Origin of the sequence: Limnobacter sp. SAORIC-580, from assembly GCF_013004065.1 — a bacterium.
Lineage (GTDB): Bacteria > Pseudomonadota > Gammaproteobacteria > Burkholderiales > Burkholderiaceae_B > Limnobacter > Limnobacter profundi.
Genome location: NZ_CP053084.1, coordinates 2,749,052 through 2,771,732, shown reverse-complemented (window position 1 = coordinate 2,771,732; position 22,681 = coordinate 2,749,052). Strand labels below are relative to the sequence as shown.

The 22,681-nt window shown below is 53.1% G+C and carries 20 protein-coding genes; 14 read left to right on the top strand and 6 right to left on the bottom strand.

Annotated elements, in window-relative coordinates:
- Positions 1-14 precede the first annotated feature (14 nt).
- The 9 genes from ftsW to lpxC all read left to right on the top strand — a co-directional run bounded on the left by ftsW (position 15) and on the right by lpxC (position 9,696).
- Positions 15-1,235 (top strand): putative lipid II flippase FtsW, encoded by a 1,221-nt coding sequence (ftsW, locus tag HKT17_RS12950; RefSeq protein WP_371133807.1) that lies wholly within the window; start codon positions 15-17, stop codon positions 1,233-1,235.
- The gene (murG, locus tag HKT17_RS12945) at positions 1,232-2,305 is read left to right on the top strand and encodes an undecaprenyldiphospho-muramoylpentapeptide beta-N-acetylglucosaminyltransferase (protein WP_105027280.1); all 1,074 of its coding nucleotides are present in this window, start codon (positions 1,232-1,234) and stop codon (positions 2,303-2,305) included. The genes ftsW and murG overlap by 4 nt, the downstream gene beginning before the upstream one ends.
- Positions 2,302-3,702, top strand: coding sequence for a UDP-N-acetylmuramate--L-alanine ligase (gene murC / locus HKT17_RS12940; RefSeq protein WP_105027279.1), 1,401 nt, complete (start codon positions 2,302-2,304; stop codon positions 3,700-3,702). The genes murG and murC overlap by 4 nt, the downstream gene beginning before the upstream one ends.
- Positions 3,699-4,670 carry a D-alanine--D-alanine ligase gene (locus HKT17_RS12935; RefSeq protein ID WP_171100594.1) on the top strand — a complete coding sequence of 324 codons (972 nt, stop codon included), beginning with the start codon at positions 3,699-3,701 and terminating at the stop codon, positions 4,668-4,670. Before murC ends, HKT17_RS12935 begins: the two co-directional genes overlap by 4 nt.
- A complete protein-coding gene (locus HKT17_RS12930) occupies positions 4,671-5,450 on the top strand; it encodes a cell division protein FtsQ/DivIB (protein ID WP_105027277.1) in 780 nt (259 codons plus the stop codon).
- 25 nt (positions 5,451-5,475) lie between these two features.
- Positions 5,476-6,708, top strand: coding sequence for a cell division protein FtsA (gene ftsA / locus HKT17_RS12925; RefSeq protein WP_105029701.1), 1,233 nt, complete (start codon positions 5,476-5,478; stop codon positions 6,706-6,708).
- Positions 6,709-6,772: 64 nt separating this feature from the next.
- Positions 6,773-7,942, top strand: a complete 1,170-nt coding sequence (ftsZ, locus tag HKT17_RS12920; protein ID WP_008250414.1) for a cell division protein FtsZ — start codon at positions 6,773-6,775, stop codon at positions 7,940-7,942.
- Positions 7,943-8,125: 183 nt separating this feature from the next.
- Complete coding sequence (locus tag HKT17_RS12915) at positions 8,126-8,629, top strand: peroxiredoxin (protein WP_105027276.1); 504 nt, start codon at positions 8,126-8,128, stop codon at positions 8,627-8,629.
- Between the two features lie 146 nt (positions 8,630-8,775).
- A complete protein-coding gene (gene lpxC, locus HKT17_RS12910; RefSeq protein WP_171100592.1) occupies positions 8,776-9,696 on the top strand; it encodes a UDP-3-O-acyl-N-acetylglucosamine deacetylase in 921 nt (306 codons plus the stop codon).
- Between the two features lie 65 nt (positions 9,697-9,761).
- Here the strand turns inward: lpxC and HKT17_RS12905 are convergent, their stop codons facing one another.
- Positions 9,762-9,953 carry a hypothetical protein gene (locus HKT17_RS12905; RefSeq protein ID WP_146106554.1) on the bottom strand — a complete coding sequence of 64 codons (192 nt, stop codon included), beginning with the start codon at positions 9,951-9,953 and terminating at the stop codon, positions 9,762-9,764.
- A gap of 439 nt (positions 9,954-10,392) precedes the next feature.
- Between HKT17_RS12905 and HKT17_RS12900 the strand changes: the two genes are divergently transcribed.
- The 5 genes from HKT17_RS12900 (at position 10,393) to HKT17_RS12880 (ending at position 17,251) form a co-directional block, all read left to right on the top strand.
- A complete protein-coding gene (locus HKT17_RS12900) occupies positions 10,393-11,259 on the top strand; it encodes a M23 family metallopeptidase (protein WP_171100590.1) in 867 nt (288 codons plus the stop codon).
- Positions 11,260-11,359: 100 nt separating this feature from the next.
- Positions 11,360-14,122, top strand: a complete 2,763-nt coding sequence (secA, locus tag HKT17_RS12895; RefSeq protein ID WP_171100588.1) for a preprotein translocase subunit SecA — start codon at positions 11,360-11,362, stop codon at positions 14,120-14,122.
- A 49-nt stretch (positions 14,123-14,171) separates the two neighbouring features.
- Complete coding sequence (gene argJ, locus HKT17_RS12890; protein ID WP_171100586.1) at positions 14,172-15,401, top strand: bifunctional glutamate N-acetyltransferase/amino-acid acetyltransferase ArgJ; 1,230 nt, start codon at positions 14,172-14,174, stop codon at positions 15,399-15,401.
- Positions 15,402-15,413: 12 nt separating this feature from the next.
- Positions 15,414-16,280 carry an ATP-binding protein gene (locus tag HKT17_RS12885; RefSeq protein WP_171100584.1) on the top strand — a complete coding sequence of 289 codons (867 nt, stop codon included), beginning with the start codon at positions 15,414-15,416 and terminating at the stop codon, positions 16,278-16,280.
- Between the two features lie 5 nt (positions 16,281-16,285).
- Entirely contained in the window at positions 16,286-17,251 is a 966-nt protein-coding gene (locus HKT17_RS12880; protein WP_171100582.1) for a Nudix family hydrolase, read from the top strand.
- 20 nt (positions 17,252-17,271) lie between these two features.
- Here HKT17_RS12880 and zapD read toward each other — a convergent pair whose 3' ends face one another.
- From zapD to pilB, 5 genes are all read right to left on the bottom strand, one after another.
- Positions 17,272-18,033 carry a cell division protein ZapD gene (zapD, locus tag HKT17_RS12875; protein ID WP_369907277.1) on the bottom strand — a complete coding sequence of 254 codons (762 nt, stop codon included), beginning with the start codon at positions 18,031-18,033 and terminating at the stop codon, positions 17,272-17,274.
- 120 nt (positions 18,034-18,153) lie between these two features.
- The gene (coaE, locus tag HKT17_RS12870) at positions 18,154-18,768 is read right to left on the bottom strand and encodes a dephospho-CoA kinase (protein WP_240965815.1); all 615 of its coding nucleotides are present in this window, start codon (positions 18,766-18,768) and stop codon (positions 18,154-18,156) included.
- A 19-nt stretch (positions 18,769-18,787) separates the two neighbouring features.
- Entirely contained in the window at positions 18,788-19,627 is an 840-nt protein-coding gene (locus HKT17_RS12865; protein ID WP_171100578.1) for a prepilin peptidase, read from the bottom strand.
- Positions 19,624-20,862 (bottom strand): type II secretion system F family protein, encoded by a 1,239-nt coding sequence (locus HKT17_RS12860; protein WP_171100575.1) that lies wholly within the window; start codon positions 20,860-20,862, stop codon positions 19,624-19,626. Before HKT17_RS12860 ends, HKT17_RS12865 begins: the two co-directional genes overlap by 4 nt.
- A 20-nt stretch (positions 20,863-20,882) precedes the next feature.
- Positions 20,883-22,580: a type IV-A pilus assembly ATPase PilB gene (pilB, locus tag HKT17_RS12855; protein WP_171100573.1), complete on the bottom strand. Its 1,698-nt coding sequence runs from the start codon at positions 22,578-22,580 to the stop codon at positions 20,883-20,885.
- Positions 22,581-22,681: the final 101 nt, after the last annotated feature.

The window sequence follows — 22,681 nt, the reverse complement described above, 5'->3', positions numbered from 1 at the left end:
AAGATCAGAACAGCATGCAGTTCAAGAGCCTGATCCCCGCCACTGCGGCGGGTGGTGGTTTGTCATCCTCCATGTACAAAGTCAACCGTGGACCTGCAGTGTCTCAGGCCATTGACCAAGGCCTGATTTGGGCTGTGTTGGCGCTGCTGTTCCTTGGGCTTGTGATGGTGTATTCCGCCACTGTGGCTTTGCCCGATTCCAACAAGTATGCCAACTATCAAACCACGCACTTTTTGGTTCGGCACGCGGTATCCATTGCAGTGGCATTTGTGGCGGCCTTTTGTGTTTTCCAGATTCCAATGAAAACCTGGCAAGAGTTGGCGCCATTGGTCTTTTTGTGTTGCATCGCTTTGCTGGTCTTGGTGCTGATTCCTGGAATTGGCAAAGAGGTGAATGGTGCTCGCCGATGGCTCTCGCTGTACGTACTGAATATTCAGCCATCTGAATTGATGAAGGTCTGCGCGATCATTTATGCAGCCGATTACACCGTGCGCAAGCAAGCCTATATGCAGCGTTTTGGGAAGGTATTGTTTCCCATGTTCATGGCCATGTTCCTGGTGGGCATGCTGCTTTTGCTGGAGCCTGACATGGGGGCATTCATCGTGATTGTCACGGTGGTGTTCGGAATCCTGTTTTTGGGTGGTATCAATGCACGGGTTTTCTTTGGTGTGTTGTTCGCTCTAAGTGCGGCATTTGCCTTGTTGATCGCCTTCAGTGATTACCGCCGTGCCCGCTTGTTGGCTTACCTCGATCCATGGGAAGGCGACAACGCTTTGAACAAGGCCTATCAGTTGTCACATTCCTTGATCGCTTTTGGGCGAGGTGAAGTATTGGGCGTAGGTTTGGGTGGCAGTGTTGAAAAATTGCATTACCTGCCCGAGGCCCACACCGACTTTCTGCTCGCGGTCATTGGAGAAGAGCTTGGTTTTGTGGGTGTGACGGTTGTCATTTTGCTGTTCCTCTACATCGTCAAACGATGCTTTGCCGTGGGTGCCCAGGCCATCGCGCTGGAGCGAACATTCTCCGGTTTGGTGGCCAAGGGCGTAGGCATCTGGATTGCAGTTCAGTGCTTTATCAACATGGGCGTGAATTTGGGTGTTCTGCCCACCAAGGGTTTGACCTTGCCTTTGATGAGTTATGGCGGCTCCGCAATACTCGTGACCTGTGCGGCTTTGGCACTGGTGCTACGCATTGATCATGAGAACCGAACCATGATGCGGGGAGGTGCGGCATGAGCAAAGCACAGCGATTGGCATTGATTGTTGCAGGTGGTACCGGCGGTCATATTTTCCCGGGATTGAGTGTTGCCTCTGAATTGAAAGCTCGTGGTTGGCAGGTTCAATGGGCGGGTAACCCACAGGCCATGGAAGGCCGATTGGTGCCGGCACATGGCGTTGAAATGAATACCTTGGTGTTCTCAGGCTTTCGCGGTAAGGGCATTGTGCAGCAGGTCTTCATGCCCTTGAAATTGTTGCGTGCATTCTGGACGTCAGTTCAAATTCTTCGCCGCACCAAGCCCGCGGTAGTGTTGGGCATGGGCGGGTATGTGGCATTCCCGCTGGGCATGATGGCCAGCTTGCTGAATATTCCTTTGGTGGTGCATGAGCAAAACTCGGTTGCAGGCTTGACCAACAAGGTGTTGGCTAAATTGGCAGATCGAAACCTGGTTGCTTTTCCGTATGCCCTGCCCAATTCCAATTGGGTGGGCAACCCCGTGCGTGAAATGATTTACAGCCAGCCAGAGCCCCGCGCGCGTTTTCTTGGCCGCAGTGGTCCGTTGAAATTATTGGTGTTGGGTGGAAGTTTGGGTGCACAAGCCTTGAATGAGGTGGTACCCAAAGCCTTGGCCAACTTGCCCACAGATTGCAGGCCTGAGGTGGTGCACCAAGCGGGAGAGAAAAATTTGCCCGCCTTGCGCGACAACTATGAGAAGGCTGGCGTAAGCGCCCAGCAGCTGGCATTTATTGATGATGTTGCAGGTGCCATGGCTGCGGCCGATTTGGTGATTTGCAGGGCTGGTGCAATGACTGTCGCGGAAGTCGCCGCCATTGGTGTTGCAGCGTTGTTTGTGCCTTTTCCGCATGCTGTTGACGACCATCAAACCCACAACGCAGGTTTTCTCGTGAAAGAGAATGCGGCCTGGCTGCGTCAGCAACACGAATTGGACGCCACATGGCTGGCGAACTGGTTGCAACAAATCAGCCGGGAAACATGCCTTGAACAAGCAGAGCGGGCGAGGGCCTTGGCCAAACCACAAGCCACTCAGGAAGTGGCGAACTACATTGAACAGGTTGCGAAGGTATGAAACACAAAGTCAAACATGTGCACTTTGTAGGGATTGGTGGTTCTGGCATGAGCGGAATCGCCGAAGTATTGATTAACCTTGGTTACAAGGTGAGCGGTTCCGACTTGTCTGATTCTGCCGTGACTCAGCGACTGGCCAAATTGGGTGCCACCGTGTTTACAGGTCACGAACGGTCAAACATTGCGGGTGCAGATGCAGTGGTTACATCCACTGCTGTTGGCGGCAGCAACCCTGAAGTGTTGGCAGCGCGCGCAGCACGGGTGCCTGTGGTGCCACGCGCTGTCATGCTGGCCGAATTGATGCGTTTGAAGCAGGGCATTGCTGTGGCTGGCACGCACGGCAAAACCACGACTACCAGTTTGGTGGCCAGCATTCTGGCTGAAGGCAAACTCGACCCCACTTTCGTAATTGGCGGACGTTTGAATTCGGCGGGTGCAAACGCCAAGCTGGGCACTGGCGAATTTATGGTGGTTGAGGCTGATGAATCAGATGCATCGTTTTTGAACCTGATGCCGGTCATTGCAGTGATCACCAATATTGACGCCGACCACATGGAAACCTACGGGCATGACTTTGCACGTTTGAAGCAAGCCTTTGTGGAGTTCACACAGCGCCTGCCTTTCTATGGTGTGGCTGCGGTGTGCGTCGATGATCCTTGTGTGCGCGAGATCATGCCGTTTGTGTCCAAGACGATCGTGACTTACGGTTTGTCGGAGCAGGCACAAATTCGCGCAGTGAATGTTCAGGCTTGCCAAGGGCAAATGAAGTTCACGGTGTTGCGTGAAGACGAGGCACCGCTGGACATTACCTTGAACTTGCCTGGCGACCACAACGTATGCAACTCACTTGCAGCAATTGCCGTGGCCACGGAAATTGGTGTGTCCGATGAAGCGATTGTTACCGCCCTTGAAAAATTCAATGGTGTTGGTCGTCGCTTCCAGCATTACGGCGAAGTGGCCGCCAAAGAGGGAGGGCACTTTCTGGTGGTCGATGATTATGGACATCACCCTGTTGAAATGGCTGCTACACTCGCGGCCGCGCGGGGTGCCTACCCGGACAAGCGCTTGGTACTTGCCTTTCAGCCCCACCGTTACACGCGCACCCGCGACTGTTTTGAAGACTTCGTCAAGGTCTTGGGCACACCAGACCTGGTGATTTTGTCAGAAGTGTATGCCGCTGGGGAAGCACCAATTGTTGCGGCAGACGGTCGCTCACTGGCCCGCGCCGTGCGTGTGGCCGGGCGCACAGAACCTGTATTTGTAGAAGACATGAATGAGATGGAAAGTACGATTTTGAATATAGCGCGTGACGGCGATTTGGTTATCACCATGGGTGCAGGTTCAATTGGCGCATTGCCTGGTCGCCTGGTCGCCAGTGCCATGGGAGGCAAGCCATGAGCACACGGATTGACGCAAAAGGCTTGGGCAAAGTGGTAGTGCTGTTCGGCGGTCGTTCTGCTGAACGGGAAGTGTCGTTGAAATCAGGCAGCATGGTGCTGGCCGCCTTGCAGCGCAACGGCGTGGATGCGCATGGATTTGATCCCGCCGAACGCAGCATGGTTGAATTGGCCCAAGGCGGTTTCGACCGCGCTGTTATTTCCCTGCATGGCCGCTTTGGCGAAGACGGCACGATTCAAGGTGTGCTGGAGTGGCTAAATATTCCCTACACCGGCAGCGGTGTGACTGCCTCGGCCCTGGCCATGGACAAAATTCTGACCAAAGCTGCGTGGATCAGTCAAGGCCTGGCCACGCCCGATTACGTTCGTCTTGAGCCTGGTTTCAATGTGAATGAAGTGGTGCAACGCTTGGGCCTGCCCCTGATCGTAAAACCAGCGCAGGAAGGATCGACCCTTGGTTTGACCAAGGTAAAAACAGCAGATCAACTGCAAGCCGCTTTTGAGCTTGCATACAAGTACGACCCGAATGTACTGGCAGAGAAGTTTGTCAGCGGGCAAGAGTTGACTGTGCCCGTGATGGGCGAAGGCGCAGGTGCGCATGCACTGCCCGTGATTCGCATTCAGGCCCCGGATGGCAACTACGACTATCACAACAAATACATCGGCAATGAAACCAAGTACTTCTGCCCAAGCGGTCTGAGCGCCGATTTTGAAGCGGAAGTGCAGGCGCTTTGCGTGAAAGCCTACCAGGTGTTGGGTTGTGCAGGCTGGGGGCGTGCCGATGTGTTGGTTGATGAAAGTGGCAAACCCTGGTTGCTGGAAATGAATACCTCGCCAGGCATGACTGACCATTCGCTGGTGCCCATGAGCGCACGAGCCAGTGGCGTGGAGTACGACGACTTGGTGATGCAGATTGCCGCCAGTGCGCGGCTGAAAGCATCTGGTTTGAACGTGGGGGGCGCGCGCTAAATGTTGGGAGCCATCTGGAACGACGACAAACTCATGAGCATTATTGCCGGGCTGTTTACAGCGCTGGCCATGGTGCTGCTGGGTTATGCGTGTATTCAGTGGTTGATTCAGCGCCCGGTGTTTGAACTGAAGCGCGTGGAATTGGTGGGCGATGTAGAGCGTGTGAATTTGATTGGTTTCAAAGCCAATGTGTTGCCAAAAATTGAGGGTACTTTTTTCTCGGCCAATTTGCAGAAAGTACGGGAGCAGGTGGAAGCCCAACCCTGGGTGCGCAAGGCTGTTGTGCAGCGAACCTGGCCTAGTGGCTTGCGCATCCAGATTCAGGGGCACACACCCTTGGCGCTGTGGGGAGAAACACGATTGGTCAACACGTATGGCGAAGTGTTCTCTGCCAACCTGGCCGAGGTGGCAGAAGACCAGCAGTTGGCCGTGTTGAATGGGCCAGCAGGCAGCGAACTGCTTGTTTCAAAAATGTATGTGTCAAGTATTGAAAAACTGAAAACGCTGGGCATGTGGCCCTCGCGCGTGGAGTTGTCAGATCGGTATGCCTGGTCGATTGAAACAGACACTGGCATCACGATTGAACTGGGCCGCACACAAGAGAATTTCAGCATAGAACAGAAAATGGATCGACTGCTGGCGGTTTATCCAAAAATTACAAGCCAGGTGATGGCAGCAGTAGAGAGAATTGATCTGCGCTATCCACGGGGTGTTGCAGTAAAGGGCGAGCGTTTGGCGGCGTCAAAGCCTGCTGGGGCTTCAAGCGTGAAATTGAACTGAATATGAAAAATTGAAACTGGGCACCATGAACAAAGAGCCGAAAGATTTGATAGTTGGGCTGGACATTGGCACTGCGAAAGTTGTGGCCATGGTTGCGGAGTTGCTGCCTGACGGCCGCTTCGAAGTCATAGGCGTGGCGCAACACGAATCGCGGGGGTTGAAAAAAGGGGTGGTGGTCAATATTGAAGCCACAGTGCATTCCATTCAGCAGGCCTTGGAAGAGGCGGAGTTAATGGCGGACTGCAAAATTAAAACTGTACTCACCGGCATTGCCGGCAGTCACATTCGCAGCTTCAACTCCTCGGGTATGGTCGCCATTAAAGAGCGTGAAGTGACACAGGCCGATGTGGCCCGTGTGATTGAAACCGCCAAGGCGGTGAACATTCCAACCGACCAGCAAATTCTGCATGTGTTGCCGCAAGAATTTATCGTGGATGGTCAGGAAGATGTGCGTGAGCCACTGGGTATGAGCGGTGTGCGTTTGGAAACGCGCGTACACATCGTGACAGGGGCTGTTTCAGCAGCACAAAACATTGTGAAGTGTGTACGCCGTTGCGGGCTTGAAGTGCAGGACCTGATGCTTCAACCCCTGGCTTCCAGCATGGCTGTATTGACTGAAGATGAAAAAGAATTGGGTGTGGTGCTGATTGACATTGGTGGTGGTACCACTGACATTGCCGTCTTCACTGGCGGCGCAATTCGCCACACTGCGGTCATTCCAATCGCTGGCGATCAAATCACCAACGACATTGCGATGGCCTTGCGCACACCAACGCCCGATGCGGAAGAAATCAAGATTCGCCACGGTGTGGCCAAACAAGTACTGGCCGATCCACACGCAAAAATCGATGTGCCTGGCATTGGCGAGCGCGACCCGAGAACTTTGTCCAAACAAGCCTTGGCCGCTGTCATCGAACCGCGTCTTGAAGAGTTGTTCTTGATGGTGCAACAGGTTTTGCGCGAATCGGGTTACGAAGAATTGTTGTCCTCAGGTGTTGTGTTAACGGGTGGCACCAGCTTGATGCCTGGTATTGCAGAACTGGGTGAAGACATTTTCATGAAACCTGTGCGCATCGGTGTGCCCGATTACGCGGGTGGTTTGGCTGATATGGTTCGCACCCCGCGTTTTGCAACAGCCATGGGTTTGCTGCACGAAGCACGGGCCCAACATTTGCGTGGCCGCCGCGTGGCTTCACAAGGTGGCGGCTTGAAGCAAACCGTACAGAAAATGAAAGAGTGGTTTTTGGGTAATTTTTAATTGTAGTTTTTTTTAATTAGTTTTTTCGGCGATGTTAATTTTTGCTAGATAGGAGGCAAACACCATGTCATTTGAAATTCTCGAGACAGAAACCCAAGGGACTGTCATTAAAGTTGTGGGTGTGGGCGGCGCAGGCGGCAACGCGGTGGCCCACATGATTGCGCAAGGCGTTCAAAACGTCGAATTCATTTGCGCCAACACCGATGCACAGGCGCTGGCAAAAACCAAAGCAAACGTGCTTATTCAATTGGGTAAAACTGGTTTGGGTGCAGGCGCAAAACCCGAGGCCGGTCGCCAGGCGGCAGAAGAAGACCGTGACCGCATTCGCGATGCCTTGCGTGGTGCGCACATGGTATTCATTACCGCAGGTATGGGCGGTGGTACTGGTACAGGCGCTGCACCAGTGGTGGCTGAAGTTGCCCAAGAACTGGGAATTTTGACCGTGGCTGTTGTAACCAAGCCTTTTGAATTTGAAGGCACCAAACGTTGCAAGGCCGCGGAAGAAGGCCTGGAGAAATTGTCCAGCAAAGTGAATTCACTGATCATCGTGTTGAACGAGAAACTGCTGGAAGTGGTGGGCGACGATGCAACTCAGGAAGACTGCTTCATTGCAGCTGACGACGTGTTGCACAACGCATGTGCAGGCATTGCAGAAATCATCAATGTAGAAGGCAATGTGAACGTCGACTTCGAAGATGTGAAAACAATCATGTCAGAAGTGGGCAAAGCCATGATGGGTACTGCAACGGCCAACGGTCCTGACCGTGCGCGTGAAGCTGCTGAGCAGGCCATCGCTTCTCCATTGCTGGAAGGTGTGGATTTGTCGGGTGCCCGTGGTGTGTTGGTGAACATCACTTCAAGCAAGAGCCTGAAGCTGAAAGAAACCAAGGAAGTGATGAATATCATCCGCGCTTATGCGGCTGAAGATGCAACCGTGATTTTCGGTACTGCCTACGATGAAACCATGGGCGACGATTTGCGCGTGACTGTGGTTGCGACGGGTTTGGGCCGCAAAGCCGCCAAGCCCACTTTGGTACAGGCTGAACAGTACCAGCCCATGGCCCGCACCGGTACGTTTGATGCGGTAAGTGGTCAGCAAGGTGAAACGGATTACGCCATTCCGGCCGTATTCCGCAACCCACGCGACAACGCCGCTTCACGGGTACAGGCCTTGCAGGACAGTGGTATGGACCGGTTTGACATTCCCGCATTTTTGCGTCGTCAGGCAGACTGAAGGTAGTGAGTTAGTCAACACAAGCGATCTGCTTTTCGAGAACATTTTCGAAAAGTGAGTGTCCTATCATTGCCCTTGGTAGTTCGGGGGTGAAGTTTGCAGTTTTGCCGAAGACTGCAAATCCGCGATCTACCCAGGGTCGCTTGTGTGGTGTATTTTTGAGGTTTTAGGAGAAGTATAAAAATGACAATCAAGATCGGTGACAAGTTGCCAAACGCAACCGTGTTTGAGTTTTTTCATGAAGAAACTGAGGGTTGCTCTTTGGGGCCCAACAAATTTGAAGTGGAAAAAGAGCTGGCCGGTAAAACGGTTGCCATCCTGGCTTTGCCAGGGGCTTACACACCAACCTGCTCCGCAAAACACGTTCCAGGATTCATCGCACACTTCGATGCGTTTAAGGCCAAGGGTGTCGATGAAATTTGGTGTATTTCCGTGAATGACGCATTCGTGATGGGCATGTGGGGCAAGTCCTTGGGCGCAGAGGGCAAGGTGCGTATGCTGGCGGACGGTTCTGCCGAGTTCACCAAGAAAATTGGCATGGAACTGGACCTGACATCTCGTGGTATGGGCGTTCGTTCCAACCGCTATTCGATGCTGGTCAAAGACGGTGTGGTAACCCAGTTCAATGTGGAAGCACCCGGTGTTTTCGAGAACAGCACCGCCGAAAAGCTGTTGTCCCAAATTTAAAAAATAACCGAGAAAACAGGGTAATTCGTGCAATTTTGCGACACTTTTACCCTTTTTTAACCCTAATTGGAGTTTGACCTCCATAAAAAATCTTGGGTTGAACTGACCGGATGGTTACACTTCGGTGACAATTCAAGGAAAGTTGTGTGAAACAAAGAACCCTAAAACAAGTGTTGAGTGCCACGGGCATCGGCTTGCATTCCGGCAAGCGGGTGACCATGACACTGCGACCCGCGCCTCCTGACACAGGTATTGTGTTCAGGCGCGTCGACCTGCCTGAGCCGGTCGATTTTCCCGTGAATGCCTTGGCCATTGGCGACACGCGCATGGCGTCCACGCTCGAGAAAGATGGTGCCAAGGTTTCCACGATCGAACACCTGATGTCTGCTTTGTGCGGGTTGGGCGTCGATAATGCTTACATTGATTTGACCGCAGTAGAAGTTCCCATCATGGATGGCAGCGCCATCTCATTCGTGTTTCTTATTCAGCAGGCGGGCTTGGTTGAACAATCTGCGCTGAAGAAATTCATTCGGGTCAAAAAGCCGATTGAGGTTCGGGAAGGTGAGGGCGCCAGCCTGAAATACGCCAGTTTGAAGCCATACGATGGCTTCCGCTTGAAGTTTGAGATTGATTTCGGTCACCCGGCGATTGACAAGACCGGGCAAATGGTCGAGATCGACTTCTCCAGCACATCTTTTACCCGAGACATTGCCCGTGCTCGCACCTTTGGTTTCACTCAAGACGTAGAAACCTTGCGCAATTTAGGCTTGGCGCTGGGTGGCAATCTCGACAACGCGATTGTGATGGATGAGTATCGAATTCTGAACTCAGACGGATTGCGCTACGACGACGAGTTTGTGAAACACAAGGTATTGGACGCGATTGGCGATTTGTACGTCATTGGCCACCCGATTATTGGTGAATACCAAGCCTATCGTTCCGGTCACGGTTTGAACAATCAGCTGATTCGGGCCTTGATTCAAGATGCTTCAGCCTTCGAGGTGGTGACTTTCGAAAGTGTCAGGGAAACACCTACTGTATTTAGAGCAGATTGGGCAGTTGCCTAAGGGGACAATTGTAAAATAATATTAAACACAACAAAATCTTGTAGTTTTCGGATACATTCTAGAAACTACTTGAATTTGTGGTGTTTGTTCAGGGCTTGGGTAGCCTCCTTCAATGGTGAATCCCCCAGCCGGTTTTCAAGGTCTAGCCACGCTTTTCGGGCGGCATCCGAGAAAACAGCCCTTTTTGGGCGACGCTCCAACTGCTTCGATGTCAACGGGTTGGTTTGTATTTGTAGCTGAATTTCGTTTATATTCATGCCCGAACCCTGCAGATGTTGAATCAGGCTGGGTAAGGATTGCCTCAGGCGCGTCAGCGCCGCCGGGGTCGACACGAAAATTTTTAGTTTGTCTTTTTTGATTGGTCCAACACTAAAGGTCACGCCTCGAAGCGATGGCCAAGTGTGAATAATCTTCTCAAGCCGACGTGATTGCGCCGCTTGAGTGATTAATGAGCTGGTTTGTGGTTCCTGCATCAGGCTTGCCAAGGGAGATAATGCGGAATGCTTTGGTTTCACCGGGTGTTCTCACTAAAACCCGTTAAAAACGGGTGAATTCGGTTCGCTACGCGGATTGAGGAGGTTATACATGCAGTTAATTCTTATGCGGGGTCCTTTTTCTCGCACCAGTGTACTCAGTATAAAGACCAGCCACGTTGCTTTGTTGCTTGTTTTGCTGGTTATGTTGGCGGGGTCTTTCATGGCAGCCGGCCTCTACTTGGCTGCGCGTTATGGTGAGAAGATTCCGGTCGTTCAAGATATTGTTTATTCACAACAATTGGCCAAGCACCACGATGTGGCTGAAACCGGAAGCCCCTTGGACGCCATGGCCATTCGGCTGGCCGAGATGCGTGCGCAGCTGGCCCGTCTGGATGCGGTGAGTGTGCGTTTGTTGAAATCCAACGGGCTTGACACCAAAGTAACCCTGACAGAGCAACTGGGCCAAGGTGGTTTACAACAAAAAGACGAAAAATCGCTGAATTACAGGGAAGTCAAAACGGCCATTTCCGATGTGGCCAGTCAAATCGAACGACAGGCTGATGTATTCAGCATCATCGACACCGACCTTCAAAGCGCCCGAGTCAAGTTTCTCAGTGTTCCCAACGAATCTCCCCTTCTAGACACTATCGCAGTCAGCAATTTCGGTAACCGAATTGACCCATTTACCGGCCGTCGTTCTGTTCACGAGGGTATTGACTTCATTGCCCCCACAGGCACGCCCATTTTGGCGGCCGCGGCAGGTGTAGTTGTGGAGGCCAAGTGGCACCCAGGCTACGGCAACATGGTCGAAATTGAGCACAACAACAAAACCACCACGCGGTATGCTCACGCATCCAAGCTGCTGGTTAAACCCGGCGACATTGTGCGGCTTGGTCAAAAAATTGCCCTGGTGGGCAGCACCGGCCGCTCAACGGGCCCGCACCTGCACTTTGAAGTGCGCGTAGACGGTGTGCCACAAAACCCCAACAAGTTTCTGGAAAAGAACGGTCTTCCCCGTCCTGGCCCTTCAACTGTGGCAGCCTTAAACGGCTTATTCTCGGAAAGCGCTACTGTCCCGCTGGACTAGACTTCGCGTGCTAAACTTCTAGGCTGTTTTTGGAATCGACCGGACCCAAAACCCGGTCGATTGACTTTCAGGCCCCTCAAGGGTCGAACCAGCCGACATTATGATCACAGACACTCTGAAAAAGCTTTTTGGCAGCCGCAATGAACGGTTGCTAAAGACCTACCGTAAAACCGTCAACCAAATCAATGCGCTAGAGCCCACCGTTCAAGCCTTGAGCGACGACGCCTTGCGTGCAAAAACTGCTGAATTCAAAGAGCGCCTGGCCAAAGGTGACTCGCTGGACAGCTTGCTGCCCGAGGCCTTTGCCGTGGTTCGAGAGGCCAGCGTGCGGGTGTTTGGCATGCGGCACTTTGATGTGCAGCTGATCGGCGGTATGGCCCTGCATCAGGGCAAAATTTCAGAAATGCGCACCGGTGAAGGTAAAACACTGGTGGCCACCTTGCCCGCCTACTTGAATGCACTGGAAGGAAAAGGCGTTCATGTGATTACCGTGAACGACTACCTGGCTTCTCGCGATGCTGCCTGGATGGGCAAGCTCTACAGCTTTCTGGGTCTGACTGTGGGTTGTAACCTGTCCCGCATGCCACACGACCAGAAGCAGGCTGCGTATGCGTCTGATATCACCTACGGCACCAACAATGAATTCGGTTTTGACTACCTGCGCGACAACATGGTGTACAGCGTGGGCGAGCGTGTTCAGCGTGGTCTGAATTACGCGATCGTCGACGAGGTGGATTCGATTTTGATCGACGAGGCGCGCACGCCCTTGATCATCTCTGGTCAGGCTGACGATCACACTGAAATGTATCGCAAACTGGACAGCCTGCCCAAGCAGCTGGTTCGAATGCAAAGCGAGCAAAAGCCCGGCGAGGAAGAGGTGCCCGGCGACTTTTACGTGGACGAGAAGGGCCACCAAATCCAGATGAGTGAAGCCGGCCATGAAAAAGCCGAACAGATCCTCAGCCAAATGGGATTGCTGCCGGAAGGCGCCAGTCTCTATGATGCAGCCAATATTTCCCTGATGCACCATGTGATGGCGGCCTTGCGCGCCCACAATCTGTTTCACAAAGACCAGCACTATGTGGTTCAAAACGGTGAAGTGATCATCGTGGATGAATTCACGGGCCGCCTGATGCCAGGCCGCCGCTGGTCTGATGGCTTGCACCAGGCGGTGGAAGCCAAGGAAGGTGTTCGCATTCAGGCCGAGAATCAAACACTGGCCTCCATCACCTTCCAGAATTATTTCAGGATGTACAAGAAGCTGTCGGGCATGACCGGTACAGCCGACACGGAAGCTTTTGAATTCCAGTCCATTTATGGTCTGGAAACCGTGATTATCCCAACGCATCGACCAATTCAGCGTAAAGATGCACAGGATAAAATTTACAAAAGCGCGCGTGAGAAATACAACGCCATTCTTGAAGACATCAAGGATTGTTACGAGCGTGGCCAACCTGTGCTGGTGGGTACCACCTCGATCGAGAATTCCGAATTAATCGCCAGTTTCCTTGAAAAAGAGAAGCTGCCCCACAACGTGCTCAACGCCAAGCAGCACGAGCGAGAGGCTGAGATTGTGGCCCAGGCCGGGCGCCCGAAAGCCATTACCATTGCGACCAATATGGCAGGCCGGGGAACCGACATTGTGTTGGGTGGCAACCTGGAGCGCGAGCTGGCCGGCATTGAAAACAATGCTGAAATTGATGAAGCAGCCAAGCCTGCCCTGATCGAGAAAGCGCGCGCCGAATGGAAGCTGCGCAATGAAGCGGTGCTGAATTCTGGCGGTTTGCACATCATTGGTTGCGAGCGCCATGAAAGCCGGCGTATCGACAACCAGCTGCGTGGCCGCGCCGGTCGTCAGGGTGATGCGGGTTCCTCGCGTTTTTACCTGTCGATGGAAGACCAGTTGCTGCGCATTTTTGCAGGCGACCGCGTGCGCGCAATCATGGAGCGCTTGAAATTGCCTGAAGGCGAGGCCATTGAGGCAGGTATTGTGTCCCGCTCAATTGAGTCTGCCCAGCGCAAAGTGGAAGGTCGCAACTTCGACATTCGCAAGCAATTGCTGGAATACGATGATGTGTCCAACGAGCAACGCAAAATCATTTACGCGCAGCGCAATGAAATTCTGGAATCAGCCGAAATTCGCGAAACCATTGGCAACTTGCGGCATGGCGCGCTGGAGGCTGTGTTCCGTGAGTACATTCCTGAGGAGTCCGTTGAAGAGCAATGGGATCTGGAAGGTTTGGAAACCGTATTGCGCAATGAGTACCAGCTTGAGGCCACTTTGCGCCAATGGCTGGAAGAGGATGCCAAAAGCTCGGACGAAGATTTCCTGAAGCGCATTCTTCAAATGGCCGACGAAATCTACGAAGCCAAGGTTCAATTGGTCGGTGTGGATTCCTTCGCCAAGTTTGAAAAAACATTGCTTTTGCAAAGCATTGACACGCACTGGCGTGAACACCTGGCTGCACTGGATTACCTGCGCCAAGGCATTCACTTGCGCGGTTATGCCCAGAAAAACCCCAAGCAGGAATACAAGCGCGAAGCCTTTGAGTTGTTTGGTGCCTTGCTGAACCGAGTGCGCGACGAGGTGGCCAAAGTCTTGTTAACGGTGCGAGTTCAATCTGCGGAGCAAGTGCAGCAAGCGGAGCAACAGCTGGAGCAAGAAGCTGCTGCGCATCTGGACAATATGCAGTACCAGCACCCCGATGCCAGTGGTGAAGAAGAGGAACAGGCCTCTGAAGAAGATCGTTCTGCCGCGCCGGCAAACGTTCCCCGCAGGGTGAGTGAAAAAGTGGGCCGTAACGACCCGTGCCCTTGTGGTTCCGGCAAGAAGTACAAGCAGTGCCACGGAAAAATTTCCTGAAAATATTGAAATAGTCGCGCGAAATGCGCAAGCCGAGGAGTTGATAGCCATGCCTGTGAATTTGAATGTACCTGCTGCTGATTCCTTGTTTCCAGTCGCCGGTTTGGACATGGGTTATGCCATGGCCCAAATTCGCAAACCCAACCGAAAGGATGTCTTGGTGGTGCGTGTGGCAGAGGGCAGCAGTGTAGCGGGTGTGTTTACGAAAAACCGCTTTTGTGCCGCCCCGGTTCAGGTGTGCCAAGCCCATTTGAAAGCAGGCAAGGGTATTCGTGCCCTGGTGGTGAACACCGGTTGCGCCAATGCGGGCACGGGCGAACGTGGTTTGTCTGATGCACGTGCAACCACGGCCAAAGTGGCCGAGTTGCTGGGTGTTCAGCCTGAGCAAGTGTTGGTGTTTTCAACTGGCGTCATTCTTGAAAACCTGCCCATGGATCGCCTGTTGTTGGGCATTGATCAGGCGGTTGCAGGTTTGGGCAAAGCCGATTGGCTGGATGCCGCCACCTCAATCATGACCACCGACACCTTGCCCAAAGCCAGCAGCCGCAAGCTGAATGTGGGTGCAGGTGAAATTGCAATCACAGGGGTTTCAAAGGGTGCAGGCATGATTCGCCCCAATATGGCCACCATGCTGGGTTACCTGGCCACCGATGCAGCCATTGCACAGCCTGTGTTGGAAAAGTGGACTACAGCCATGGCGGATGCCTCATTCAATCGAATCACCATTGATGGCGATACATCGACGAATGACAGCTTTGTGGTGATCGCCACAGGCAAAAGCAAGGCTGTGAATATTCAAACCGGCAATGAGCCAGAAGCTGCAGCCGTATTCGAGGCACTGAAGGCCGAGTCGATCAAGCTGGCCCAGGCAATTGTTCGCGATGGCGAGGGTGCCACCAAATTCATCACTGTGAAAGTTGAGCAGGCCGGCAGTGAAGAAGAGGCGCTGAAAGTGGCTTACGCCATTGGCCATTCTCCTTTGGTGAAAACTGCGTTTTTCGCGTCAGACCCCAACCTGGGCCGTATTTTGGCGGCTGTGGGTTATGCCGGCATTGATGACCTCGACCAAACCAAAATTCAACTGTATCTGGGCGATGTCTATGTGGCCCAAAATGGCGGCCGCCACGCCGATTATCGGGAAGAGCAAGGCCAGGCGGTCATGAACGATGCAGAAATTACCGTGCGCGTTCAATTGGGGCGTGGCAACGCCAGCACCACCGTGTGGACCACAGACTTTTCGCATGAGTACGTCACCATCAATGCGGACTACCGCAGTTAACACGGCTGCGCGATGAGCACCCAACACAACGACACCAAAGCGATTCTCGAGCAGCTTGGCCGTATCGCCCAAGCCTTGGAGCAGGGGGTGATGAAAGCCCCCACGAACTGGAATGCCTCCACTGCGTTTCGCCTGCATCACAGGGCGGGCCAATTACGCCTTGAACCAGTAAAAACAGTCGAGTCACTGGATGCGGCTGTGCTGAAAAACATTGGCCCCCAACTTGAGAAGGTGGACCAGAACACCCACCAGTTCGTGAAAGGTTTGCCCGCCAACAACGTGTTGCTCACAGGTGCGCGTGGCACCGGCAAGTCAAGTTTGGTGCGTGCCATGTTGAGCCGCTACGCGCCCCAGGGTTTGCGCCTGATCGAGGTTGACAAAACAGACCTGCTGTTTTTGCAAGACGTGGTTGACCTGGTCAACGGCAGACCCGAACGTTTTATTGTGTTTTGTGACGATCTGTCTTTTGAGGAAGGCGAGGCTGGCTACAAGGCATTGAAAAGCGTATTGGATGGCTCTATTGCGGGCACATCGGACAACGTGTTGATTTACGCCACATCAAACCGCCGCCATTTGCTGCCGCAAATGATGAAAGACAACCTTCAAACCCAGCACATGGACAATGGCGAAATTCGTCCCGCCGAAGGCATTGAAGAAAAGGTATCGCTGTCAGACCGATTCGGTGTGTGGGTATCTTTTCATGCATTCAATCAGGATGAGTACCTGGCCGCTGTGCAGGTGTGGCTGGAGCATTTCAACATGCCTTACACTGATGAGGCTCGCCACATCGCACTTCGATGGACCATTGAGCGCGGTAGCCGCAGTGGCCGCCTGGCCTATCAGTTTGCCAAGCATTGGGCCGGCTCAAAAGGTTTATAAGCCGAGTGACAACTTACCCTATAAAACCCCGAATTGATGTGGCAGTGGCTGTGGTATTCAATGCCGGCGGCCAGGTGCTGTGGGGTTGTCGGCCAGAAGGTAAACCTTATGCCGGTTACTGGGAGTTTCCAGGTGGCAAGGTAGAGCCAGACGAAACGGTTTGGCAGGCCTTGGTGCGTGAACTGAAAGAAGAACTCGACATCACTGCCCTTGAAGGTGGCCCGTGGTTCCGCATTGAACACGACTACGAGCATGCCAACGTGCGTTTGCACCTGTACCGTGTGTGGCGTTTTGAAGGCAGCCCCAAGTCGCTGGAGAACCAGCGCTTCACATGGGCCAGCCTTGACAGCTCAGACCTGTCTCCTATTCTGCCAGCCACTGAACCCTTGCTGCCCAAATTGGCCCAGCCCACGGTGATGGCACTAAGCAACTACGAGGCCGGGTTTGAGGCCTGTGCCCAGCGACTTGAGAGGGGATTGAGCAACATCAAGACGCCGATTTATATCCAGTTTCGTGAAAAGGCCCTGAGCGGCAATGCCTTGATTCAGGCCTTCGAGCACTGTTATGGTTTGTGCCAGAAAACCGGGCAGGCGATGTTATTGAATTCGGATACCTGGCTAAACCTGCGTGAGCATCTAGACGCTTTGCCATGTCCGCTGCATTTGACGCAAGCGCATTTGCTGTCGGGTCAGTTTCAGGATTTGCAGTGTGCTGGTGCTTCTGTACACGATACTGACAGCTTGAGAATTGCTTTTGATCGCAGCTTGACTTATGCCGTGTTGGGTGCGGTGAAACCAACTCCCTCGCATCCTGGGCAACCGGGTTTGGGTTGGGAGAAGTTTCTTGAATCAGCACAAGGTGCGCGTTTGCCAGTGTTCGCGATCGGTGGCTTGGCTGCCGAAGATATTCGGGACGCTCATTTGCATGGTGCCCATGGAATTGCCATGCTTAGCCAGTTCGGGCTTGGCTGAGCAACATTGCAAATGGCAAGTTACAGGTTACACAGTCTGATCTTGAACTCAATAGGTTCCAGGTAGGGGTTGTTTTTACTGACACCGTTGGCATTTGGAATGTTGAATCGAATCCACAACATGTACTTGTTGGCGCTGAATTCAGGCACTACTTCCAGATCGCTTGGCAAATCAACCCGCAACAACTGAAATGTTTTGCCGCTCATTTGCTGGGTGTAGTTGCCTTGCTCGGCAGTCACCATGCTCATTTCGCCACTGTGGCGCAAAATTTTCAGTACCAATTCAATGGCTTTGGCCAAGGGCCGCATGGGTTCAAACCAGGCCTCAATGTCGACACGACGTGCCTGGGCTGAACGGGATTGCCAGCGGTGGTAGCCGGGCAAATCAAATTCACAAACGCCGCCTGGAATGGTGCAGCGGCTGCGAATAATCATCAGGAATTCATTGTCGCGCAGATGGTAGCCCAATCGACCGTTGCATTGATTCAGTTGCGTGGCGGTGGAATCAATGCTGGCCAGCGTTTCTTCGAGCATGTGGCGATCGACGCCCGGGTGACCGCGAAATTGAACCAGCGATGCGCGCTGCCTGTCGAGTTCCTGGAGTAGATCACTTTTCAGATCAGCTCTTGAGCCGACTTCTATGATTTCAAACAGGGTAAGCAGGGCGGTGTGGTGGTCCAGCCGATGGTCTTGCGACATGAAGAAGCCGAATTTGGCGAATAAATCTTCAAGGCGCAACAGCGTACGAATTCTCTCGTTGAGTGGAAACTCGTATGTGGTGATTTGAGTGACCGGATTGGTGGTCTGTTGTTCGTCTGTAACTTGAGTCACCGAGCCATCGCAATTAAAAGGAACATCAGGTGTGATTGTGGCGCACCTGTGGTTTTCATGCAAATAGCAAGGTCATTTTTGCGCTTTTTTTATTAATTTTTGGTGCATAAAGTCGATTTTTTCAACCAGTTCCGCTAGATCGCCATTGTTTTGGATCAGCTGCGTTGCACCTGCCAATCGCGTCTCTCGCGTGGCCTGGTTCTGTATCACAGCGCGTACTTGCGTTTCCGGCCAGCCATTGCGCTGAATCACCCTTTGAACCTGCTGTTCTACCGGGCAATCGACCACAATAATTTCATCCATCAGCTCACCCCAGCCGCCCTTTTCAAACAACAAAGGCACCACCAGCACAAAGTAAAGCGGGGCTCCGGCGTCCAGTTGCTGCTGAACAAGCTGGCGAATTTTTGGATGAAGGATTTTTTCCAGTGCAATTCTTTGTTCAGGTTCTTTGAACACCAAAGCCCGCATGTGATCGCGGTTCATGCTGCCATCAGAAAGCAGGGCTTCATGACCAAACGCCCTTTGTATGTCAGGCATGGCAAGGCCCCCTGCCTTTGTCAGGCTGTGGGCAATTTCGTCGGTGTCAATGACGGTGGCGCCCAAGGTTTGAAGCCGGTTGGAAACCGCGGTTTTCCCCGATCCGATTCCGCCGGTTAGGCCCACCACCAGCTGATTGGGTTTGTTCAAGGCTATGTGCATCGCTTGTTTAAATCCACTTGGTCAGGTCGAAGCCCGCCATCCACGCCAGTGCGCCCATGACCAGGCACGGGCCAAAGGGAAAGGCATCGGTTTTCTTCTTTCCGCGAATGCTTTGGATGATCAGGCCAAACACAATACCCGACACGGATGCAAACAACACCACGCTAAACAGGGAGGTGATACCCAGCCAGGCGCCAATTGCGGCCAACAGCTTGAAATCGCCGTACCCCATGCCTTCCTTGCCGGTGGCCAGTTTGAAAAGCTGGTAAATCAGCCACAGCACCAGGTAACCCATGGCCGCACCTGAAACGGCACTGGCCAGCGGCACAAATTCTGCAAATAGATTAAACAGCAAACCAGCCCACAACAAGGGAAGGGTAATACTGTCGGGCAACAGGTAAGTGTCAAGGTCAATGAGCGCCAGCACCAGCAGGCTGGCTGCAAATACCATTAAAGCCAGGCCGACAACGCCGGGCGGGTTAAGCAAGGCAATCGCCAGAAAAAGACCTCCACACAGCAGTTCAACCACCGGATAGCGCAAGGAGATACGGCTTGAGCAGTGCGCACATTTGCCACGCAAAAGCAGGTAGGAGATCACGGGAATGTTGTGCCAGGCTTTCAAAGGCGTTTTACATGCCGGGCAATGGGAGGCCGGCAGAAACAGGTTAAAGCGCGGAAATTCCTCGGGTTCACGGCCTTGGGCTTCTGCCAGGTCGGCATCCCACGCGCGTTGCATCATGATAGGCAAGCGATGGGCCACCACATTCAGCAAAGACCCAATGCACAGCCCCAGCAGCGCGCTCAGCACAAGCCATTGGGCGGGATCCATACTATTCAGTGCGGTCAAACAATATCTCCCATGTTGAAGATTGGCATGTACATGCCCACGATCAGCACGCCCACCAGTATGCCAATAATGCACATGATCATGGGCTCCATGACGGTGGACAGTGTATCCACTTTGTCGTCCAGATTGGTTTCATATTGGTTGGCCAGTCGTTCAAGCATCGAGTCCATCCTGCCCGATTCCTCTCCAATGCGGATCATCTGGATGGATTCCGGCGGGAACAGCCGACTATTTTCCATGCTATCGGAAACCCGGCCACCCGAGGCAACGGCTTGCCGTATTTCAAGTGTGGCGTCCTGAAAGCTTCGAATTTGGGACACGCTGGCCACAGATTCCAGTGCAGAGGTGATTGGTACACCCGATGCACTCAACGTTGCGAAAGTACGTGTCCAACGGGCATGAACAGCTGTTTTCATCAGGTCGCCAATCAAAGGCATGCGCAACAGCAGTATGTCCATTGAGTTCTTGAATTTTTGATTTCGACGGTACATCTGAAACAGGCTGTAAACGCCCAAGCCCACTGCAGCCAGCAGAATCAATCCATATTCCTGAAGAAAGTCGGAGGCTTTCAGCAACAGGGTGGTGAGCAAAGGCAGTTCGGCCTTGAACTGCGAATAAATAGACTTGAACGACGGCAATACAAACAGCAACATGCCCACGGTGACGCCAATGGCGACAAGCACCACAATGCTTGGGTAAATCATTGCCTTGCGCACTTTTTGTCGAATTCGCAACGTTTTTTCAATGTGGGTGGCCAGTCGTCCCAGTGCGGCGTCCAGTTCGCCCGCATTTTCGCCGGCAGCCAGGGTGTTGCAAAACAGGTTGTCGAAACAGCGGGGGTGTTTCCGCATGGCATCGCTGAGTTTCAAACCACTTTCCACATCAGCGCGAATGGCCCTCACCACGGTTTGAATGGCCCTTTTGGATTTGCTGGTCATGCCGCCCGCAATCAAACCGAGGCTTTGCCCCAGCGGTACACCTGACTGGATCATGACCGCAAGTTGCCTGACAAAAGAGGCCACCAAGACCAATGGAATTTTGCTGCCGCTGTAAGGTTTTGCTTTTCGAAGCGAGCTGGCTTTAACACCCTGTCGGCTGAGCTGGTAACGGGCATGGTCGATTGACCTGGCCCGGATCTCGCCGGACCGTGCCTTTTGTGACTTGCTTTTGGGTTTTTCCGTCCACAAAAACAGCAGTTCCCCTGAAGGGGGTTTCTCTCTCAGGTTTGCATTCATTGCGCGCGCTCGCAAGCAGATTAATCGGCTTTTGTCGCGCTCAGAATTTCTTCAATGCTGGTGATGCCCAATCGAACTTTGGCAACGCCCGATTCACTCATGCTGGCGATGCCCTCTTGGCGGGCAAGGCGCTCCAAATCGAGCGCAGATGCACCCGAAATGATCAGTTCCTGCATGGCCTCGGACACGGGTAACACTTCATAAATCCCGGTGCGACCAGAGTATCCTGTGCCATTGCAGGCCTCACAGCCCACCGCGCAGAAGGGTGTCCAATCCTCTTGGGGGACCTCTTTCAACAGGCCTGAAGTGGTTAATGCCTGAAGCCCAAGCGGGTGTGGTGACTTGCAATTGCACAGTTTTCGCACCAGCCGTTGCGCAATAATCAGGCTGACAGAGGAGGCGATGTTGAAGGTTTCAACGCCCATGTTTTTCAAGCGAATGATGGACGACACTGCGTCGTTGGTGTGCAAGGTAGACAGCACCTTGTGACCCGTTTGTGACGCTTTGATTGAAATATCGGCTGTTTCAAGGTCGCGGATTTCACCGACCATGATGACGTCAGGATCCTGGCGCAACAGGGCTCGAAGGGCTTTGGCAAAGGTCAAGCCGATCCGCTCGTTGATGTTGACCTGGTTGATTCCCGGCAAGTTGATTTCCGCAGGGTCTTCGACAGTGCTGATGTTGATGGAATCGTTGTTCAGCATTTGCAGAAAGGTGTACAGCGACACCGTCTTGCCGCTACCCGTGGGGCCCGTGACCAGAATCATGCCGTGTGGTTTCGCCAAGGCTTTTTCTACAGCTGCGCGCTGGGTGTTGTCAAACCCGAGTTGCTCAAGCTTCAGCAGTGATTTGCTGGAGTCGAGCAAACGCATCACTATTTTTTCACCAAACAGGGTGGGCAGCGTACTGACCCGGAAGTCGATTTTGCGCTCATCGGCCCCCAGGGTCAGTCGAATGCGGCCGTCTTGGGGTACCCGGGTTTCGGTGGTATTTAGGCGGCTCATGATCTTGATTCGCGCCGCAATTTTTGATTTTGCGGCCAGTGGCGGCTGCGAGGTTTCCTGAAGCACGCCGTCAATGCGGAATCGAACCCGGTAACTTTTCTCGTAGGGTTCAAAGTGAATGTCGGAGGCACCTTTTTTCAGGGCATCACTGAGCACCCTCTGAACGAATCGCACAATGGGCGCATCGTCGACATCTGGCGAAGCTTCCTCGTTGTTCGAATTACCTGCATCTGATTCAACCTCGGTCAGCAGGCTTTCATCCATGCCCTGAGAGGGGTCGTTTTTTTCAATCCGGTTGAGCAACTTGTCATATTCAACTACCACAGGCTCTACTTGCAGTTGAGTACGAAATTTCAGTTGCTGAATGGTACTCAGGTCGGTGGGGTCGGCCATGGCTACACTGAGCGAGCCGTGGCGGCGATTCAATACAAAAGCCTCCAGCCCCTTCTCAGCTTGAATCAAATCTGACTCAAGGCCTTCGCGGGTATCGTCAAACTGGCTGAGGTCGAGCAAAGGGTAGCCAAAATGCTGCGAAACGGTACTGGCCAAAAGCTCGGCACTCACCAATCCGTTGTTCACAATCCACTCGGCCACTGAACGGCCTTGTGCTTCCTCTGCGGTCAATTGCTCCAGCTGGGCATTGTCCAGAATTCCTTTGGCGGTCAGTGCCCGCACAAGCCCCGAGCTTTTGACAATTGCACTACTGATGCTCATAGATCAAGGTCCTTGAAAGTGAACGGTTTGGATCAACAGCTGTATTGCCCAACTATGCGTATTCAGTATGTACTTATCAATCACCTAGGCGGATGTTTTTC

Excerpts from the sequence above, each read along its gene's own strand:
- HKT17_RS12860 (WP_171100575.1), bottom strand. The coding sequence starts at position 20,862 with ATGAATGCAAACCTGAGAGAGAAACCCCCTTCAGGGGAACTGCTGTTT.
- HKT17_RS12900 (WP_171100590.1), top strand. The coding sequence starts at position 10,393 with ATGGCAGCCGGCCTCTACTTGGCTGCGCGTTATGGTGAGAAGATTCCG.
- argJ (WP_171100586.1), top strand. The coding sequence starts at position 14,172 with ATGCCTGTGAATTTGAATGTACCTGCTGCTGATTCCTTGTTTCCAGTC.
- HKT17_RS12930 (WP_105027277.1), top strand. The coding sequence starts at position 4,671 with ATGTTGGGAGCCATCTGGAACGACGACAAACTCATGAGCATTATTGCC.
- pilB (WP_171100573.1), bottom strand. The coding sequence starts at position 22,580 with ATGAGCATCAGTAGTGCAATTGTCAAAAGCTCGGGGCTTGTGCGGGCA.
- HKT17_RS12885 (WP_171100584.1), top strand. The coding sequence starts at position 15,414 with ATGAGCACCCAACACAACGACACCAAAGCGATTCTCGAGCAGCTTGGC.
- murC (WP_105027279.1), top strand. The coding sequence starts at position 2,302 with ATGAAACACAAAGTCAAACATGTGCACTTTGTAGGGATTGGTGGTTCT.
- murG (WP_105027280.1), top strand. The coding sequence starts at position 1,232 with ATGAGCAAAGCACAGCGATTGGCATTGATTGTTGCAGGTGGTACCGGC.
- ftsZ (WP_008250414.1), top strand. The coding sequence starts at position 6,773 with ATGTCATTTGAAATTCTCGAGACAGAAACCCAAGGGACTGTCATTAAA.
- ftsA (WP_105029701.1), top strand. The coding sequence starts at position 5,476 with ATGAACAAAGAGCCGAAAGATTTGATAGTTGGGCTGGACATTGGCACT.
- secA (WP_171100588.1), top strand. The coding sequence starts at position 11,360 with ATGATCACAGACACTCTGAAAAAGCTTTTTGGCAGCCGCAATGAACGG.
- HKT17_RS12935 (WP_171100594.1), top strand. The coding sequence starts at position 3,699 with ATGAGCACACGGATTGACGCAAAAGGCTTGGGCAAAGTGGTAGTGCTG.
- HKT17_RS12905 (WP_146106554.1), bottom strand. The coding sequence starts at position 9,953 with ATGAATATAAACGAAATTCAGCTACAAATACAAACCAACCCGTTGACA.
- HKT17_RS12915 (WP_105027276.1), top strand. The coding sequence starts at position 8,126 with ATGACAATCAAGATCGGTGACAAGTTGCCAAACGCAACCGTGTTTGAG.
- ftsW (WP_371133807.1), top strand. The coding sequence starts at position 15 with ATGCAGTTCAAGAGCCTGATCCCCGCCACTGCGGCGGGTGGTGGTTTG.